This window comes from Tateyamaria omphalii, assembly GCF_014651375.1.
Taxonomy (GTDB): domain Bacteria; phylum Pseudomonadota; class Alphaproteobacteria; order Rhodobacterales; family Rhodobacteraceae; genus Tateyamaria; species Tateyamaria omphalii.
This window is the reverse complement of the sequence record NZ_BMWT01000001.1, coordinates 771,525-789,100: the sequence shown is the minus strand read 5'-3', so window position 1 is coordinate 789,100 and position 17,576 is coordinate 771,525. Positions and strand designations below refer to the sequence as shown.

Genomic DNA, 17,576 nt, shown 5'->3' with positions numbered 1-17,576 from the left:
TTCAACGCTACACCGACACCCAAACGACTTTGACGCGGAGATGCCCATGGCCCTGTTTCACCTTGCCTTCAACGTGACCGATCTGGATGCGACCCGCGCGTTCTATGGTGATCTGCTGGGCTGTGCCGAAGGGCGCAGCACGGACACGTGGGTGGATTTCGATTTCTTCGGCCACCAGCTGAGTTGCCATCTGGGCAAGCCGTTTGACAGTGCGCCAACTGGCAAAGTCGGTGAGCATCATGTGCCGATGCCCCATTTCGGGGCCGTCCTGCCAATGTCAGACTGGCGCGCGCTGGCAAGCAAGCTCGAAGCCGAGGGTGTCGATTTCATCCTGTCCCCGCAGATACGGTTTGAAGGGCAGCCGGGAGAGCAGAGCACAATGTTCTTTACCGACCCGTCCGGCAACCCGATCGAGATCAAGGGCATGGCCGATCTGGACGGGGCTTTTGCCACATGAGCGTGAATGTCCTGTTTGCCGCCACCGAAGACCGTTGGACCGAATACGAAGCGCCCTTGCGCAAGGAGATCGCTGCAGTTGGTGTGGATGCCAATATCGCGACCGACATCCCCACCGATCAAGTCGACTACATCGTCTATGCCCCCAATTCAGAAGTGAAGGATTTCACCCCGTTCACCCGAGCCAAGGCGGTGTTGAACCTGTGGGCGGGGGTCGAGGCCATCGTCGGCAATCCGACCCTGCACCTGCCTTTGGCCCGCATGGTGGACCCAGCGCTGACCCAAGGAATGATCGAATGGGTAACCGGTCATATCCTGCGCCTGCACTTGGGCATGGATGCGCATATCAATGCTGCCCCGGGCACATGGGAACCAAACGCACCGCCCCTGTCCTTTGACACCAGGGTGACAGTGCTGGGATTGGGTGAGTTGGGGGCTGCATGTGCCACGGCGCTGGCTGGGCTGGGCTTTACCGTGACGGGTTGGAGCCGGTCCCCAAAGGACATTCCCGGCGTCACATGCCTCTCCGGTGCGGAGGGGCTGGATCAGGCGCTCAGCATGGCAGATTACTGCGTTCTGCTCTTGCCCAAGACCCCGGCAACCGAGAACACTCTGAACGCCCACACGCTGGCCTTGATGCCCGAGGGTGCGCGCATCCTGAACCCGGGACGCGGCCCCTTGATCGATGATGAAGCGTTGCTGGCGGCCCTGGACACGGGCCACATAGATCACGCCACGCTGGACGTGTTTCGCGTTGAACCCTTGCCCGCAGATCACCGCTACTGGACCCACCCGCGCGTCACGGTGACACCGCATGTCGCATCAGAGACCCGCGCGGCCTATTCCAGCAAGACCGTTGCCGAGAATATCCGCCGGGGCGAGGCAGGGGAGCCATTCCTGTACCTTGTGGACCGATCAGCAGGGTACTGAACCGTCTCTTCGGCCAGAGCTACGCACAACCGAAAGCGGCTTGCGCAGACTGCCACGTCAGCCTGGGTGTTCGCGCACCACCGGTAACGCGCCGCTCATTCCGAATTTAGGCGGCTTTCATTTGTTTGCGGAATTCTTTTCACCCCGTCCCGTCATGCTCTTTGGGAAAGATACCGGAGCACAGAAGGGCAAAGACCATGTTTGATAGTTTCAACTTTTCTGACCAACCATATGCGGAAGACGCGCAACACGTCCCCCTTGGGCAAAAGGCTTATCAGCACCGCGTGACACCAAATGTCTGGGCACTACGGAACCGCGGAGAAAGCGAAAGCGCGTTGGATTGTGAAACGGCCGTGGCACTGGCCTGTTTTGTCGGTCCCGTCTTTGAAGCGTCAGAAGATTGGGCGGATTTGGCCAGCGCATTGGAAACACGAGGCTTCCACCTTGTATTCGAGGCAGACGATTTAACGTTGATCCACGGGGAAACCGGGGTCAGCCTGTGCACCTGCGCATCGCTTGGTTACGGGTTTCCCGCTCTGAAGGCGCGACTTGGGAAACCGAAAATCCATCCGGGATCGCACAGGATTGTATACTGTGGCCTTAGGGCTGCTTGACCATAGCGTATCTGCTCAATCAGGCACGCCCTAGAACCATAGATCCTTCACCGTTCGCCCGTCGCTTGCCAGCGCTGTAAAGCTTTCGCACCCGTCAAAATGGTGAATTGGAAGCGCGCTGATCGCTTCAAGATTGGACATCCGGACATTCACTGCAGATCGCTTGCGCCCATTTTCGTCCGTATCGCGCGCGACGTAGTGTGTCACACACCCGCAATCGGGGCAGAAATGAAAAACGATGTCACCGCCATCGGCGCGCGTGTAGGTCCCTGTGTGTCCCTTCGTGTGAATATCGTGATCCAAATACCCATACGCCCACAAGGCACCATAGCGCCGACAGATCGTGCAATTGCACGCCGTGACCGAGGCTGGCCCAGTTTCAAATGTCCAGCGCACCTGACCGCAATGGCAGTTTCCCTTCAGCACGTCTCACTCCCCATGCTTGGAACCGCATGCGATCCTTGAGGTCTCGGCAAGCAGTCCGTGATACCCACGTCAGGTCATCTCCATCAGCCCAAAGATTTTCACCGCCATCATAGCATCGACCAAGTACGGTCATAACGCCGGTATTGGTATGACGCGGCTAAGCGGGGCTAGGGCCGACGCTTCACGCAGCCAGCCCCCGTCCTTTGAGCAGCGCGTCTACACCCGGCAAGCGGCCCCGGAATGCTATGTAGAGGTCAGCGGCATCGACGCTGCCACCGGTGCTGAGGATATGTTCCTCAAGCGCTGCTGCCTTTTCAGGATCGAACGGGCCGTCTGCTTCTTCGAAGGCAGCAAAGGCGTCCGCATCCATCACCTCGGACCACATGTAGCTGTAGTAACCGGACGAATATCCGTCGCCCGCAAAGACGTGCGCAAAATGTGGCGTGGCATGGCGCATCCCGATGGCGTGCGGCATCTCAAGGCGCTCCAGCACCTCGGCCTGTTTCTGCATGGGATCGGCCGGGGCATCCCCGTCATGGAAGTCGAGGTCGACGAGGGCCGAGGCGACATATTCCACCGTCTGGAACCCCATGTCATAGGTCGCTGCGGCCAGCACGTTGTCGAGCAGGGTTTGCGGCATCGCCTCCCCCGTCTCGGCATGGGTGGCGAATTCCTGCAGCACCTGGGGCACCTCCAGCCAGTGTTCATAAAGCTGGCTGGGCAGTTCGACAAAGTCGCGGGCCACCGAAGTGCCGCTGATCGACTCGTAGGTCACGTTGGACAGCATTTGGTGCAGCGCATGACCAAACTCGTGGAACAATGTCCGCGCATCGTCATAGGACAGGAGTGCCGGATCGCCCTTGGCGAAGTTGCAGACGTTGATGACGATGGGTGTTTGCGATTTGGGGTGCTTGGCCTGTGATCGCATGGCCGAGCACCAAGCCCCCGACCGCTTCGAACCGCGTGCAAAATAGTCGCCGATGAACACGGCCACGTGCTCACCCTCTCGCGTAACCTCCCACGCGCGGCAATCCGGGTGGTAGAGCGGAATGTCGAGTGGTTTGAAGTCGAGGCCAAACAGGCGCGTTGCACAGTCAAAAGACGCATCGATCATCCGGTCGAGTTGGAAGTACGGCTTCACCTCTGCCTCATCGAGATCATGCAGTTCTTTGCGTCGCTTTTCTGCGTAGAAGCGCCAATCCCAGGGTTCCAGCGGGCCATCAATGCCGTCCTGATGTAGCATCTGCTCCAAGACCCAGGCATCCGCGTTGGCCTGTGATTTGGCAGGTTCCCACACGGCCATTAGCAGATCGCGTACGGCCTCTGGCGTCTTGGCCATCTCGGTTTCCAGCTTGAAGTTGGCAAAGTTGTCGTAGCCCAGCAGCTTGGCCCGTTCCTCGCGCAGCTTCAGGATCTCGGCGGCGATTGCACGGTTGTCCGTCTTGCCCCCATTTGCACCACGCGCCGTCCACGCGCGATAGGCTTTCTCGCGCAGGTCACGGCGGGTCGAGAATTGTAGGAAGGGCACGATGATCGACCGGGACAGCGTGACAACCGGGCCGCCAGCCTCTTTCTCTTCGCCCGCAGCCCGGGCCGCATCCACCACGAAAGCGGGCAGGCCTGCCATATCGCCCTCGCTCAATGCCATGTACCAGTCCCGTTCGTCCGCCAGCAGGTTCTGGGTAAAGGCGGTGCCAAGTTCGGCCAGTCGTCCCTTGATTTCTTTCATGCGGGTATCATCCGCACCTTCAAGGGCTGCACCCGACCGGACATAGTTGCGGTGGGTCAGCATCAGTACGCGCGCCTGTTCGTCCGTCAGGTTCAGATCGTCGCGGGCGTCCCACACAGCGGCAATGCGGGCAAACAGCGCCTTGTTGCTGGAAATCTCGGCAAAGTGCGCCGCCAGTTTGGGAGAGAAGTCCCGTTGCAGCGCCTCGCGCTGTGGATTGCTGTCCGCACCCACGACCGTAAAGAACGCGCCCAACACCTTTTCCAAGCCGTCACCCGCTGCCTCAAGCGCCTCGATCACATTGGCGAATGTGGGTGCGGCATCGCTGCCGGCAATCGCGTCGATCTCGGCCTTATGGGCGTCCAATGCGATGTCGAGTGCGGGCGCAAAATCGTCGTCGGAAATGGCATCAAAGGGGGCGATCTGGAACGGGGTGTCCCAGTCGGCAAGCAGCACGTTGGTCATGGGCAGGTCTCCTTTGACTACCGATGTAGGGTGGGGGTCAACCCTCCACCACCCCGGCGCAGGTTTCACAGTCTTTTCGGCGGGCCAGCGCGATCTTGCGGCTTTCACCGTAGAGTGCGTCGTAAATTACCATCTCGCCCCGGAGCGGGGTGCCCGCGCCCGTGATCAACTTGATCGCTTCTACCGCCATCATCGAGCCGACCACGCCGGGCAGCGGGCCGATCACCCCCGCCTCGGCGCAATTGGGGGCCAGTTCGGCGGCGGGTGCTTCGGGAAATATGCAGCGATAGCAGGGGGCGTCATGGGCCGGGTCGAACACGCTCACCTGCCCTTCCCATTGCGTTAGCGCGCCCGAGATCAGAGGGACACCAGCCCGCACAGCGGCGGCATTGACACGGTAGCGGGTGTCGAAATTGTCGGTGCCGTCGATCACCAGATCATATTCGGCCACAAGGTCGTCCACCACGTCATCAGTCAGGCGGCGGTGATAAGGGCGTACAGTGACAAAGGGATTCTGGGCCTCCATCGCGGCCTGGGCGGAGAAAACCTTGGGCATCCCGATCCGGTCATCTGTGTGGATGGTCTGGCGCTGCAAGTTGGTGTTTTCGACGGTGTCGTCATCGATCACGCCGATGGTCCCAACCCCGGCAGCGGCAAGGTATTGCAGCACCGGCGCACCAAGGCCCCCTGCCCCGACCACCAGCACCTTTGCATCCTTCAACCGTTTCTGACCAAGGCCGCCCACCTCGCGCAGCACGATGTGGCGGGCATAGCGATTGAGTTCGGTATCGGTGAACGGTCCGTCTGAGGTCTCGGGCGGCGCGACCTTGGCTTCCGTCACCTCAGCATGGCTGCGGAGCTTGCGCAGGACGGCCCGGTAGCCAGCGGCGATGGCGGCAAAACCGCCCACGATCAGCCACAGCGCCGGGCTTTCCCCGGTTGCCATGCGCAGCGGGTGCCCGGCGGGCAAAGCCACCTGAATGGCAAGAACCACCACGTAGAGCAGCCCGGTCATCAGCCACCGTGCCTTGCGCGGCGTGTTCATCATGGCGCCGATGCCCCACAACACCCCAGCCAGTACAAAGACCAGAAGCATCAGCCGCGCCCCGTGGAACCAAAGCCGCCCGCACCGCGGGTGGTTTCATCCAGAGTGTCCAACACGTCGAACGCGGCCTGTACGACAGGGGCCAGCACCATCTGTGCGATCCGCATGCCATGGGTCACATCGAACGGCTGGTCCGAGGTATTGAGAAGGATCACGCCCACCTCGCCCCGATAGTCGCTGTCGATCGTGCCCGGGCTGTTGACCAGCGCGATCCCATGCTTCAGCGCAAGGCCAGAGCGGGGGCGCACCTGCACCTCGAACCCCTGCGGTATTGCCATTGCAAGCCCGGTCGGGATCAGCGCGCGTTCGCTTGGTGCGAGCGTCACGGTCTGGCCATCACGAAGATTGGCGCGGAGGTCTGCACCCGCCGCGCCTTCTGTCTCATAGGCGGGCAAGGCAATCGCCGGGTCCGCGCCCGCGATACGCATGATTTTCAACGCAACTCTGCTCATCTTCACCTTGCCAAATAAACTCAAGTCCGACCGCTGCCGGTGGGTGCCACGCTTACGTCAACGCGTCCGCAATCCGTTGGGCGAGACGCTTCGCCACCTCTGCCTTGGACATGCGCGGCCATGGGTCAGCGCCCTTTTCCGTGATCAGGATCACGGCATTCTCCGACCCGCCCATGATGCCCGTCTCTGGCGACACGTCATTGGCCACAATCCAATCGCAGCCTTTGCGGGCACGCTTGGCCGTGGCGTGGGCCTCTACATCATCTGTTTCCGCAGCAAAGCCGACAACCAGCCCGGGCCTTCCTTTCGTCATCTGTGACACACCGGCCAGAATGTCCTGGTTCTCGGCAAACTCCAACACTGGCAACCCGTCCTTCGATTTCTTGAGCTTGCGGCCACTGGCTCTCGCCACGCGCCAGTCTGCCACGGCGGCGGCAAATACAGCGGCATCGGCCGGCAGGGCCGCGTCAACAGCCGCTTTCATCTCTTGCGCTGTCTGTACGGGTACGACACGCGCCTCTGCAGGGGCGGCAACATCCGCCGGGCCGGTGACAAAGGTCACATCGGCCCCCAGTGAAACCAGCGCGCTCGCGAGAGCGGCGCCTTGCGCTCCGGACGAGCGGTTGGCGATGTAGCGCACCGGGTCAATCGGTTCGTGGGTCGGGCCGGATGTCACTAACACATGCTTGCCGGCAAGCGGCTTGGGGCCGAAATGTGTTTCGACCGCCGCGACGATTTCAAGTGGTTCGGACATGCGGCCGGGCCCGTATTCACCGCAGGCCATGTCGCCGTCATTGGGACCGACGACAGAAACACCATCCTTCGCAATCTGTGCCAGATTGCGTTGCGTCGCCGGGTGATCCCACATGCGCACATTCATCGCTGGCGCGATCATCACTGGTGTGTCCGTCGCCAAAAGCAAGGTCGACGCCAGATCGTCCGCACGGCCCTGCGCCATCTTTGCGATGATATCCGCAGTGGCCGGGGCAACAAGGATCAGGTCGGCTGAGCGGGAAAGCTGGATATGCCCCATCTCGGCCTCGTCCGTCAGATCGAAGAGGTCACGGTAGACCTTTTCCCCGGCAAGGGCAGAAACCGACAAGGGGGTCACAAATTGCTCAGCCGCGCGGGTCAGCACGGGTGTGACCGCAGCGCCGCGCTCCCTTAGACGGCGGATCAGGTCGAGCCCTTTGTAGGCTGCGATACCGCCCGTCAGGATCAGCAGAATTCGTTTGTCTTGCAGCATGATAGCGTGTCCGGCTGGCCGTCTTCGGTGTGACCATAGGCGGACACAGCTCCAAGAACCAGCCCTTCGGATGTCAGGGGGCCAGCCCCCTCGGCCTGCGGCGTCAGGTCATTGATTGAATACGGCGCACGGATCATCGCGGTCTGGGGAGGCCGCGCCATTCAGTGTCCAGGAAAACACGCCATCGGGCGGCTCCTGGCGTTCGCCCTGTCCAATGGATGTGACGGCCAATGCTGGGCCCGCGCGCATCAGGTACACAGGCACACCCCAATCCATTCTTGCATGCCCGTTTCCGGTGATCAGCACCACCGGGCTGCCATGGGTCTCCAGCGCCTCGATCACAGACCGGGCGAAGGCGGCGTCACGCAGACGCTGTGCCTCAACCATGCCGCCCATCATCTCCAGCGGCATGGCTTCGCAATGCGCATCGAACTGGTTGAGTTCACGGATGGCCTGTTCGTCTTCTGGCAGAGGATCGGTCAGGCCGTAGATTTCTGCGCCCGTGCCAAACACCTCTGCTGCGCCGGAGGTGAAAGCTGCGCGCATGTCTTCGCGCGACAGCGCCGCACCGACAATGACTGGGCTGGCGGCCAAAACATCCGCGTAATCCGCGATGTTGGACCATTGGACGCTATCAGTTGCGTCGCGCATTGCGCCGGGGTCACGGGGTATCTCCGACAATGACTGCGCCTCATCCGGTGTCAGCATTTCAAAAACAACCGCCTTTGGCTGGATGATCCGCACCGCACTTGCCTGTTCCGCGTGGTGCTGTGGGTTATCGTGCAGCTCCCCCAAGATCAGCACGTCGCCTGAGAAGTCAGACCAATCCGTTGCCGCAAATAGAAATGCCGCCGTCGACAGGGTCGCAACGGCGGCAAGAATGACAGGTGTTATCATTGTCCTCATACGAGGAAATGATGGACCTCGCGGCTTTGGTTTTCCAGTGCTTTGCGCATCTTTGTGAACGCCGCCGCCTCAAGCTGGCGTACACGCTCTTTCGATAGGCTCAGTTCCTGCCCAAGGCTTTCCAGCGTCCGGGGGTCTTCGCGCAGCTTGCGCTCGCGCACGATGAAACGCTCGCGTTCGTTCAGACCATTCAGCGCCGTCAAAAGCCACTCGCGCAGCTGTTCGGTGTCATGCTCATGCTCGACGGTTTCTGCTGCCTGTGCACTGTCATCTTCCAGCGCGTCGATCCATTCGCGACCTTCGTCATCGACAGATTGGGTTGCGTTGAGGGAGTAATCAGACCCGGACAGACGGCCTTCCATCATTTCGACGTCGTGCAGGGGCACACCAATCTCGGTCGAGATCATCTGGCGCAGCTGGTGTTTGTCCAATGTCTCGCCTGCAGCCGCGCTTTCGCGTTCAAGCCGGGCTTGCACACGGCGCATGTTAAAGAAAAGGGATTTCTGGCTGCTGGTCGAACCAGTCCGCACCATGGACCAGTTGCGCATGACGTAATCCTGGATAGACGCCTTGATCCACCAGACCGCATAGGTCGAGAACCGCACGCCACGATCCGGGTCGAACTTGTCTGCCGCCTTCATCAGGCCAAGGCCTGCTTCCTGGATCAAATCGTTCATCGGCGCGCCGTAGCGTTTGAACTTCGACGCCATCGAGATTGCCAGCCGCATGTAGGCCGTGATCAGGCGGTGAAGCGCCGCCTCGTCCCGCTCGTCTCGCCAGGCATATGCAAGCCGCAGTTCTGTCTCTGCATCCAGCAACTCGGCTTTCATCGCCGTGCGCGATAGAGACATGTCTCGAACATTATCCAATGCCATGTAGTCATCCCCCTGGATGGTTATGCTTGTTTTGCGCACTTGATATGGATACGGGTCGACCTCGCGATTGGTTCACTCTTGAGACGAAAAATGTTGCCCAACACGACACTCGTTCTAGGTGGAGCGGCTTCGGGAAAGTCGCAATGGGCGGAATCTCTAATCCTTAACAATAGGTTAACGCCAGTCTATTTGGCGACCTCGCGCATCTGGGATGAAGAGATGCAAGCCAAGGTCGATCTGCACAAGGCGCGGCGCGGGGCAGAGTGGGTGACGATCGACGCGTCGGACGGGGCCGAGGATGGGCTGCGCAAAGCAACCCCAGAGCAGTCCGTGTTGCTGGATTGCGCGACCATGTGGCTGACCAACCTGATGATGGACGAGGCGGACGTTGGCGCGGCCCAGACCGATCTGCTGGCCGCGCTTGCCGATTGCCCGGCCCCTGTTGTTGTCGTGTCAAACGAGGTTGGTCAGGGCATTGTGCCCGAAAACGCTCTCGCCCGCCGGTTCCGAGAGGCACAGGGGCGGCTGAACATCGCCTTGGCCGCGCAGGCGGACACCGTGTGGCATGTACTGGCCGGCCTGCCGCAACTGCGTAAGGGGGAGGCGCCATGACCACGTGGCATTGGGTGCGGCATGGGCCGACCCATCAAAAGACATTTACGGGCTGGCGGGATGTTGATGCCGATCTGGGCGACACAGACGCAATTTCCCGGCTGGCGGCCCATCTGCCCGATGATGCCGTTGTCATCTCGTCCGACCTGACCCGGTCGATCAATACGGCTACAGCGTTGCAAGGTGTGCGCACGCGTTTGCCCCATGATCCGGCCTTGCGCGAATTTCACTTTGGCACTTGGGACGGCGTGCATTTTTCAACGGTGGCGGACTGGCATCCTGATTTAAGCCGCGCCTATTGGGAAACGCCTGGCGATCACGCACCTCCGGGTGGAGAAAGCTGGAACGCCTCCGCCGCCCGCGTGGCCATGGCCGTCCGACGGATCGAAGCCGCTTATCCGGGTCGCCACATCATTGCCGTAGCCCACTTCGGCGTCATCCTGACCCAAGTCCAAGCTGTACTGGGTATCACCGCGCATGACGTCCTAGCCCAAAAGATCGACCCGCTGTCCGTGACCACCCTCAACCGGGCAACCGGAAAGGCAGAGGTCATCAATCACGCGCCGTGATGTATTCCCCCACAAATCACCGTTGGGCAAAGGCGCGTGCCGCGGCTTAGCCTGCGCGCATGACTTACGACCTTTATATCGGCGACCGCACCTTTTCGAGTTGGTCGCTGCGCGGTTGGCTCATGCTAGAGAAATTCGGCCTGCCCTACCGCACCCACATGATTGGACTGTATTCCGGCACCATGGCGGATGACCTAGCGCCGCTGGCCCCTGCCCGGCTGGTGCCCACACTGAAGTTGCCGGACGGAACGGTGGTGGGTGAAAGCATCGCCGTGGCCGAGACTTTGGCGGAACAGAACCCGGATGCCGGCCTGTGGCCCAGGGACGCCGCCGCCCGCGCCACCGCCCGGTGGCTGTGTGCCGAAATGGCATCATGCTTCACCGCTCTGCGCGGCGCCTGCCCCATGCAGTTGCAACATGTAAACACCGGGTTCGAGGTATCGGAGGCGGTCCGGACCGATCTGGACCGGATCGAAACCTTGTGGAGCCATGCCACCAAGTTCAAGACGGACGGCCCGTGGCTGTTTGGAGCTTATTCGCTGGCCGATGTGTTCTATGCGCCGGTATGCGCGCGAATCGTGGGCTATGACCTGCCCATGTCTGACGCGGCACGCACTTACTGCATGACGACCGTCACCGATCCAGCGTTCAAGGCGTGGCGAGCAGAGGGGCAGAAGACGGTCTATGACCCGTTCCCTTATGACATGGGCCTGCCCACGACAGAGTGGCCTAGCGCATGAACTTCTGGCGGGCTTCGCGGGCGATATTGTAGCGCAATTCCAACCGCGCAAGCTCTGCCATCGCTTCCTTATGTGCCGGGGGGTCGGTCAGGCGTGCGAGTAGTGCACGCTGCTCGGCCAGCGCCTGTTTGATCTGTATCTCTTCGAGAATGACACCGGCTTGAGCCATGATCCGAAACCCGACCGCGTCGCCAGCATCCGTCAAAGCATCTCCGGGGCGGTCAGGTAGGGGTTTGCCTTCGTCCTCCAAACCATCCAGTTGGCCATCAAGGCGCGCCTTCTGGATCTGCCGTTCAATCAGTTCGCGCAAGCCTCGCGTCATGCTTCATTCTACCAGACCCGGCGCGATCCCACCAGCAAGCACACTTTAACCAATCGTAAACCAAGCCGCCGTAACCGTTAACCAAGAGTGAGGGAGATGGTGATGGTCGCACGGGCCTATACGGTTGCATTTCAGGGCGTGGACGCGCGAGAAGTCGAGGTGCAATGCGCCATGACCCCGGGCTTGCCCGCCTTTTCAATTGTCGGTTTGCCGGACAAGGCCGTTTCCGAAGCCCGAGACAGGGTGCGCGCCGCCCTGACCGCCATGTCCATTGCGCTGCCGTCGAAACGGATCACGATCAACCTGTCGCCCGCAGACCTGCCGAAGGAAGGATCGCATTTCGACCTGCCGATCGCCCTTGCTCTGTTGGCCGCACTCGGCATACTGCCGGAGGACACTGTGGAGGGCACTGTTGCCCTTGGTGAGCTGTCACTGGACGGCACCCTTGTTCCTGTTCTGGGTGCATTGCCCGCCGCTATGGCTGCGGCCGAACAGGACCGAGGGTTGCTCTGCCCCGCCGGATCCGGGGCTGAAGCGGCTTGGGTCGACGCCACCAAGGTGATCGCTGCGGCCTCTCTTGGTGACGTCGTGCGGCACTACACGGGACAGGTCCCACTGGAACCCGCAAAGGCCGGGCAGATCGCCAGTGGTACCGGTCTTCCTGATCTGCGCGATGTAAAAGGACAAGAACGCGCCAAACGCGCGATGGAAGTGGCCGCTGCCGGACGGCACCACTTCCTGATGGTCGGCACGCCCGGATCCGGCAAGTCCATGCTGGCCGCACGCCTGCCTGGTATCATGCCGCCGCTCTCGGCGATGGAGGCGCTTGAAACCTCGATGATCCATTCCCTGGCTGGATTGCTGGATGCAGGGGGCATTTCAATGGATCGCCCGTTCCGCGAACCGCACCACACTGCCTCTATGGCCGCGATCATTGGTGGCGGACGCGGGGCCAAGCCGGGTGAGGTGTCGCTGGCCCATAATGGTGTCCTATTCATGGACGAGTTCCCCGAGTTTCCGCGCACCGTCCTCGAAACTCTGCGCCAACCGATCGAGACGGGCGAGGTCATGGTGGCCCGCGCCAACAATCACATCAAATACCCCTGCCGGTTCATGCTGGTGGCTGCTGCAAACCCTTGCAAATGCGGCTACCTGTCGGACGCTTCCCGCGCCTGTGGCCGCGCACCTGCCTGCGGAGAAGACTATATGGGGCGCATTTCTGGCCCCCTCATGGATCGGTTCGATCTGCGGGTCGATGTGCCGCCGGTGACCTATACGGACCTTGACCTGCCGGCTTCGGGCGACAGCTCTGCCACCGTCGCTGCGCGGGTCAATGCGGCGCGTCAACTACAAGGCGCGCGCTTGGCCGATACGGGGATGCGCAGCAATGCGGACCTGAGTGGTGCCGCACTGGATGAATACGCAGCCCCTGATGCCGACGGGCGCGCACTACTCACCAAGGTCGCGGATCGGTTTGGCTTGTCGGCACGTGGCTATCACCGCGTGCTCCGCGTGGCCCGGACAATTGCCGACCTCGACGGGTCAGACGATGTGCGCAAACCGCACGTGGCCGAGGCGGTCAGCTACCGTGTCCCGGCACTGGTTCCTGTCTGAGATTTGATCCACGCGGCCAGTGCATTAAGGGTGCGCCGCGCCTCGGGTAACGTGTTGTGGAACAGGGGCCAGACGTGCGGCAGATCATGTTCCTCGACATAGGTTACATCGACTCCCTGTCCCTGCATCCGTTCAGCGGTCCGACGACTGTCATCCAGCAGGATTTCCGTGTCCCCTGCCGTGATCCAAATTGGCGGCGCACTGGCAAAATCGGCAAACAAAGGGCTGGCCAGCGGATTGGTGGCGTCTTCTCCATTCAAGTACATCTGCAGCATTTCACTTGCCCGTTCAGCCGGCAAGACAACGTCAGATTTGGCATTTTCGCGAATGCTTGCACCGGAAAAGGTCAGATCCGTGAGCGGAGAGAATGCGAAAACCGCATCCGGGGTCTGCTCACCTTCAGTCAATAGATGTGCAAGCAGGGAAAGCGCCAAGCCGCCACCGGCACTGTCCCCTCCGATGATCACGGGGCCACCCTCTGCACGGCAGGCTTGATAGGCCGCGATCGCGCGATCCAATGCGGCGGGAAACGGATGCTCCGGAGCCAAGGGGTAGCGGGGCAACACCGCCCTTGCGCCCGACCGTTTGGCAAGTGCAGCGATCATGGCGCCATGCGTTTGCGGCGAACCGAATACGAAGCCGCCGCCATGGAAGTACAAAATAGTCGCTTGCGGCTCATCACCCGTTCGAGGCGTCACCCAAAGGGCCTCTACCCCCGCAAGTGTCCCACGTTTCAAGCGCATGGACAGAGGCGCATGAAACAGCAGGCGTGCTTTTGTTTCCAGGCTGCGGCGCAAGGCGTCGGGTCCTGACGCGTTTTGCATATGCGTCTTTTCCGTCAGGCGCAGATAGGTGTTGAGAAGAGGGCGAAGAAGGCTCATCCGATCTTTGCCTCGATGGCCTGCCAGATTTTCTCGGCAATATTGACGCCGTCAAACCGTTCCAACTCCTGGATGCCGGTGGGTGAAGTCACGTTGATCTCGGTCAGATAGTCGCCAATGACATCAATACCGACAAAGACCTGCCCCTTTTCCTTCAGCAAGGGCCCAATGGCTGCGCAAATCTCAAGATCGCGGTCGGTCAGGCCGATCTTTTCTGGCCGCCCGCCCACATGCATGTTCGACCGGGTCTCGCCCGCAGCGGGCACACGGTTGATGGCACCCACGGCCTCGCCATCCACAAGGATCACGCGCTTGTCGCCATTCGACACATCCGGCAGGAATTTTTGCACGATCAACGGTTCGCGACTGAAGCCGGTAAAGAGTTCATGCAACGAGGTCAGGTTGCGATCATTGGCGTCCAGACGGAACACGCCCGCACCACCGTTGCCATAAAGCGGCTTCAGGATCACATCGCCATGCTTGGCTTTGAACGCCTTGATCGTGTCCAGATCACGGGCAATCGTGGTGGGTGGTGTGAGGTCCGGGAAATCCAGCACCAGCAGCTTCTCGGGATAGTTCCGGACCCAGAACGGATCATTCACCACCAGTGCCTGCCCTTTCAGGCGATCCAGCAAATGCGTCGAGGTGATGTAATGCATGTCAAAGGGCGGATCCTGCCGCAGCCATATGACATCGAAATCGGCCAGGTCGACTTCCTGCTCGAGACCAAACTGTGCGTGTTCTCCCTGCACCCGCTGGACCGTGAAGTCATGGCCGCGGGCCGTTATGCGTCCTTCCTGATAGGCAAGGTGATCGGGGGAATAGAAAAACAGGGAATGACCCCGGGCTTGCGCCTCTTCTGCAAGGCGGAAACTGCTGTCCGCATTGATGTCCACGGCCCCGATCGGGTCCATCTGAAAGGCAATCTTCATGGCGCAACTCCGCAATAGTCTGCGCCTCTAGATGGCGCAGCAAAGGCGGTCACGCAATGGCAAGCTGCTGTGCAATGTCGCAGAACGTCCTGCGCACGGGTTCAGACATACCCCGCAAAGGCATTTTCAAGAAATTCGGCTGCACCCGTCTGGTCAACCAACGCGACATCAAACCGGACATCGGTCATCGCCCCATCGGAGAGGGTTGCGAGGTATTCATCTGCCGTCGCACACAGGCGTTTGACCTGCGTCGGGGTCAGATGCGCAGCAGCGGCGGCAAGAGATTTGCTGGTTTTCACTTCGACCATGACGATCCCCATCGCCGTCGAGAAAATCAGATCGACTTCACCGCAACGTCCGCGCCAGCGTTCGGCCACCAACTTGTAACCCGCCGCAATATAGGCGCGTGCAACGATCTGCTCGGCTGCCATGCCGGCGTGATACGACATGTGACCGCGCGCCACACGCGTATCAAGCGGCTGGCCTGTATCAAAACATCGCTCGTGCCGCGCCATGCGTCACCTTTCACATCATTGGTTGTTACGCGCCAATTCCAACGCCCGTTGGTAGACCCGCCTGCGCGGCACATCCAGTGTTTCCGCCACAAACGCAGCCGCGTCCTTCACCGACATATCATTCAGCGCTGAGCGTAGCGCACCATCAATGTCTTTTTCCTTAACAGCCACTGTCTCTGCGCGGCCAATCAGCACGACAATTTCGCCCTTTGGCGTCGTGTTCTGGAATACCTGCGCCAGTTCAGCCAACGTGCCAGTTCGCACATCTTCGAATTTCTTGGTCAACTCACGGCACACCGTGGCCTGCCGGTCCGCCCCCAGAACCTCGACCGCGTCTGCGAGCAATGCGGCGACACGTTTAGGCGATTCGTAGAGCACAAGCGTGGCCTTTACATCTGACAGATCTTGCATCGCCTTCTGCCGTGCAGAACGCGATGCGGGCAGGAACCCGCCAAAATGAAAGGCATCAGTCGGCAATCCACCGACCACCAACGCCGTCAGAACGGCCGATGGACCCGGCGCGCATGTCACAGCAACACCCGCAGCACGCGCGGCGCGTCCAAGCTCGAATCCGGGGTCGGCGATCAAGGGCATTCCCGCTTCGGATGCATAAGCCACGCTTTCGCCACCTGCCGCGCGCGCGACCAGCCGTGTGACCTGTGTACCCTTTGAATGCTCGTGCAATGACTCGATCCGGCGCCCCTCAAGCGGCACGCCGTGAATGTCCATCAGCTTGCGCAGGGATCGCGTATCTTCGGCCACGAGCACATCCGCAGAGGCAAGCACGTCAAGTGCCCGCAAAGTGATATCCCGCGCCGTCCCGATCGGCACACCCACGAACCACAGGCCCGCGGACAAGGGCACCTTGACATGATTCAACGCTGGACCCGCCTTTCTTGACGTTTATTATCTGCCACCAATGACCGGGCAGGCGAATGTCATGCCCTGCACCTAGGGAGTGACAGTATATGTTTGCGTTTTTCAAGACTCTGCGCAAGGCGGCGCGGCGGGCAATCGTGCCCGTGGCCGCGCTTGCACTGGCCGCTTGTGACCCAGCCGCCTTGGGCGGAATTGGAGGATCGTCCAGCGGGCCTCGGATTGATACATCAAAACCGGTTCCGGTGGCATTGTTGGTGCCCCGCGGGTCCGGCCAGGCCAGTGATGAGTTGTTGGCGAACAATCTGGAAAACGCGGCACGTCTTGCCATGCGCGATCTGCAAGGGGTGCAGATTGACCTGCGGGTATACGGGACCGCCGGCAATGCCGGTACCGCCGCCAGCCAAGCATCGCAGGCCGTCAATGATGGCGCCCAGATCATCGTGGGTCCGCTCTATGCCGAGGCAGCAAATGCCGCAGGCGTGGCTGTCGCCCCGCAGAACGTGAATGTTCTGGCTTTTTCGAACAACACGACAATTGCGGGCGGCAATGTTTTTGTCCTCGGATCGACCTTTGACAACACGGCAAACCGGCTGGTCAGCTATGCCACCCGCCAAGGCAGGGACCGTGTCGTCGTTGTGCACGCCCAGGACGTCGCCGGCCAACTGGGTCGCAATGCTATCCAGCAAGCGATCTCCCGCAGTGGAGGCACCATGGTGGACGCTGTGGACTATCCGCTGTCACAACAAGGATTGGTTGCAGCGGTACCGCGGGTAAAGTCGGCTGTCGACAGTTCCGGCGCAAATGCAGTGTTTCTGACTGCGGCGTCTGCAGCAGACCTACCGCTCTTGTCACAACTGCTTCCTGAGGCTGGTATAAGCCCAACTGCCACGCAGTATATCGGCCTCACACGTTGGGATTTGCCACCGCAAACTCTGGAACTTCCAGGCGTTCAAGGTGGATGGTTTGCATTGCCGGACCCGGCGCGGTCCTCGGCATTCCAGTCTAAGTACCAATCCGCCTATGGCAGCGCGCCGCACCCACTGGCCGGGTTGGCCTTTGATGGCATTGCAGCCATCGGCGCCCTTGCCGCCCAGGGCAACTCAGGCGCACTCACCGGTGCGGCCCTAACCCAGGGTTCAGGTTTTCAGGGCGCGTCAGGTATCTTTCGATTGCGGCCCGACGGCACCAACCAACGGGGGCTGGCCATTGCCACGATTCGCGACAATAAGGTTGTCGTGATAGACGCCGCGCCCCGCGGCTTTGGCGGCGCAGGCTTCTGATTCCGGCGCTACGGCCACAACGGAGAGC

21 protein-coding genes are annotated in these 17,576 nt (G+C 60.9%); 8 read left to right on the top strand and 13 right to left on the bottom strand.

The window, feature by feature from the left end:
- Positions 1 to 46 precede the first annotated feature (46 nt).
- The 3 genes from IE087_RS03745 (at position 47) to IE087_RS03735 (ending at position 2,000) form a co-directional block, all read left to right on the top strand.
- A complete protein-coding gene (locus IE087_RS03745) occupies positions 47 to 457 on the top strand; it encodes a VOC family protein (RefSeq protein WP_229801249.1) in 411 nt (136 codons plus the stop codon).
- Positions 454 to 1,386: a 2-hydroxyacid dehydrogenase gene (locus IE087_RS03740; RefSeq protein ID WP_189367792.1), complete on the top strand. Its 933-nt coding sequence runs from the start codon at positions 454 to 456 to the stop codon at positions 1,384 to 1,386. The genes IE087_RS03745 and IE087_RS03740 overlap by 4 nt, the downstream gene beginning before the upstream one ends.
- A gap of 197 nt (positions 1,387 to 1,583) precedes the next feature.
- A complete protein-coding gene (locus IE087_RS03735) occupies positions 1,584 to 2,000 on the top strand; it encodes a hypothetical protein (protein WP_189367790.1) in 417 nt (138 codons plus the stop codon).
- A 30-nt stretch (positions 2,001 to 2,030) separates the two neighbouring features.
- Here the strand turns inward: IE087_RS03735 and IE087_RS03730 are convergent, their stop codons facing one another.
- From IE087_RS03730 to IE087_RS03695, 8 genes are all read right to left on the bottom strand, one after another.
- Positions 2,031 to 2,426, bottom strand: coding sequence for a GFA family protein (locus IE087_RS03730; RefSeq protein WP_189367788.1), 396 nt, complete (start codon positions 2,424 to 2,426; stop codon positions 2,031 to 2,033).
- Positions 2,427 to 2,607: 181 nt separating this feature from the next.
- Complete coding sequence (locus IE087_RS03725; protein ID WP_189367786.1) at positions 2,608 to 4,620, bottom strand: M3 family metallopeptidase; 2,013 nt, start codon at positions 4,618 to 4,620, stop codon at positions 2,608 to 2,610.
- 37 nt (positions 4,621 to 4,657) lie between these two features.
- A complete protein-coding gene (locus IE087_RS03720) occupies positions 4,658 to 5,716 on the bottom strand; it encodes a HesA/MoeB/ThiF family protein (protein ID WP_189367784.1) in 1,059 nt (352 codons plus the stop codon).
- A complete protein-coding gene (gene dut, locus IE087_RS03715) occupies positions 5,716 to 6,177 on the bottom strand; it encodes a dUTP diphosphatase (protein ID WP_189367781.1) in 462 nt (153 codons plus the stop codon). Before dut ends, IE087_RS03720 begins: the two co-directional genes overlap by 1 nt.
- Positions 6,178 to 6,229: 52 nt before the next feature.
- Positions 6,230 to 7,423 carry a bifunctional phosphopantothenoylcysteine decarboxylase/phosphopantothenate--cysteine ligase CoaBC gene (gene coaBC, locus IE087_RS03710; RefSeq protein ID WP_229801248.1) on the bottom strand — a complete coding sequence of 398 codons (1,194 nt, stop codon included), beginning with the start codon at positions 7,421 to 7,423 and terminating at the stop codon, positions 6,230 to 6,232.
- On the bottom strand, positions 7,396 to 7,560 hold the full coding sequence (locus IE087_RS03705) for a hypothetical protein (protein WP_189367780.1): 165 nt from the start codon (positions 7,558 to 7,560) through the stop codon (positions 7,396 to 7,398). The genes coaBC and IE087_RS03705 overlap by 28 nt, the downstream gene beginning before the upstream one ends.
- Positions 7,532 to 8,329, bottom strand: coding sequence for a ChaN family lipoprotein (locus IE087_RS03700; RefSeq protein WP_229801247.1), 798 nt, complete (start codon positions 8,327 to 8,329; stop codon positions 7,532 to 7,534). Before IE087_RS03700 ends, IE087_RS03705 begins: the two co-directional genes overlap by 29 nt.
- Complete coding sequence (locus IE087_RS03695) at positions 8,326 to 9,204, bottom strand: RNA polymerase factor sigma-32 (protein WP_189367776.1); 879 nt, start codon at positions 9,202 to 9,204, stop codon at positions 8,326 to 8,328. The genes IE087_RS03700 and IE087_RS03695 overlap by 4 nt, the downstream gene beginning before the upstream one ends.
- A 90-nt stretch (positions 9,205 to 9,294) precedes the next feature.
- Between IE087_RS03695 and cobU the strand changes: the two genes are divergently transcribed.
- Genes cobU through IE087_RS03680 form a run of 3 tightly spaced genes read left to right on the top strand, consistent with a single transcriptional unit; the run spans position 9,295 to position 11,125 of the window.
- The gene (gene cobU / locus IE087_RS03690; RefSeq protein WP_189367774.1) at positions 9,295 to 9,816 is read left to right on the top strand and encodes a bifunctional adenosylcobinamide kinase/adenosylcobinamide-phosphate guanylyltransferase; all 522 of its coding nucleotides are present in this window, start codon (positions 9,295 to 9,297) and stop codon (positions 9,814 to 9,816) included.
- A complete protein-coding gene (locus IE087_RS03685; protein WP_189367772.1) occupies positions 9,813 to 10,385 on the top strand; it encodes a histidine phosphatase family protein in 573 nt (190 codons plus the stop codon). Before cobU ends, IE087_RS03685 begins: the two co-directional genes overlap by 4 nt.
- Positions 10,386 to 10,444: 59 nt before the next feature.
- Complete coding sequence (locus tag IE087_RS03680) at positions 10,445 to 11,125, top strand: glutathione S-transferase (protein WP_189367770.1); 681 nt, start codon at positions 10,445 to 10,447, stop codon at positions 11,123 to 11,125.
- Here IE087_RS03680 and IE087_RS03675 read toward each other — a convergent pair.
- Entirely contained in the window at positions 11,115 to 11,447 is a 333-nt protein-coding gene (locus IE087_RS03675; RefSeq protein WP_189367769.1) for a DnaJ family domain-containing protein, read from the bottom strand. The two genes, IE087_RS03680 and IE087_RS03675, sit on opposite strands and share 11 nt — an antisense overlap.
- A 102-nt stretch (positions 11,448 to 11,549) precedes the next feature.
- Between IE087_RS03675 and IE087_RS03670 the strand changes: the two genes are divergently transcribed.
- The gene (locus tag IE087_RS03670) at positions 11,550 to 13,061 is read left to right on the top strand and encodes a YifB family Mg chelatase-like AAA ATPase (RefSeq protein ID WP_189367767.1); all 1,512 of its coding nucleotides are present in this window, start codon (positions 11,550 to 11,552) and stop codon (positions 13,059 to 13,061) included.
- Here the strand turns inward: IE087_RS03670 and IE087_RS03665 are convergent.
- From IE087_RS03665 to rsmI, 4 genes are all read right to left on the bottom strand, one after another.
- Complete coding sequence (locus IE087_RS03665; RefSeq protein WP_189367765.1) at positions 13,031 to 13,942, bottom strand: alpha/beta hydrolase; 912 nt, start codon at positions 13,940 to 13,942, stop codon at positions 13,031 to 13,033. The two genes, IE087_RS03670 and IE087_RS03665, sit on opposite strands and share 31 nt — an antisense overlap.
- Positions 13,939 to 14,874 (bottom strand): glutathione synthase, encoded by a 936-nt coding sequence (gshB, locus tag IE087_RS03660; RefSeq protein WP_189367764.1) that lies wholly within the window; start codon positions 14,872 to 14,874, stop codon positions 13,939 to 13,941. Before gshB ends, IE087_RS03665 begins: the two co-directional genes overlap by 4 nt.
- Before the next feature lie 101 nt (positions 14,875 to 14,975).
- Complete coding sequence (locus IE087_RS03655; RefSeq protein WP_229801246.1) at positions 14,976 to 15,323, bottom strand: YraN family protein; 348 nt, start codon at positions 15,321 to 15,323, stop codon at positions 14,976 to 14,978.
- Between the two features lie 81 nt (positions 15,324 to 15,404).
- Complete coding sequence (gene rsmI / locus IE087_RS03650) at positions 15,405 to 16,268, bottom strand: 16S rRNA (cytidine(1402)-2'-O)-methyltransferase (RefSeq protein WP_189367760.1); 864 nt, start codon at positions 16,266 to 16,268, stop codon at positions 15,405 to 15,407.
- 89 nt (positions 16,269 to 16,357) lie between these two features.
- Between rsmI and IE087_RS03645 the strand changes: the two genes are divergently transcribed.
- Complete coding sequence (locus IE087_RS03645; RefSeq protein WP_189367759.1) at positions 16,358 to 17,548, top strand: penicillin-binding protein activator; 1,191 nt, start codon at positions 16,358 to 16,360, stop codon at positions 17,546 to 17,548.
- Positions 17,549 to 17,576 lie beyond the last annotated feature (28 nt).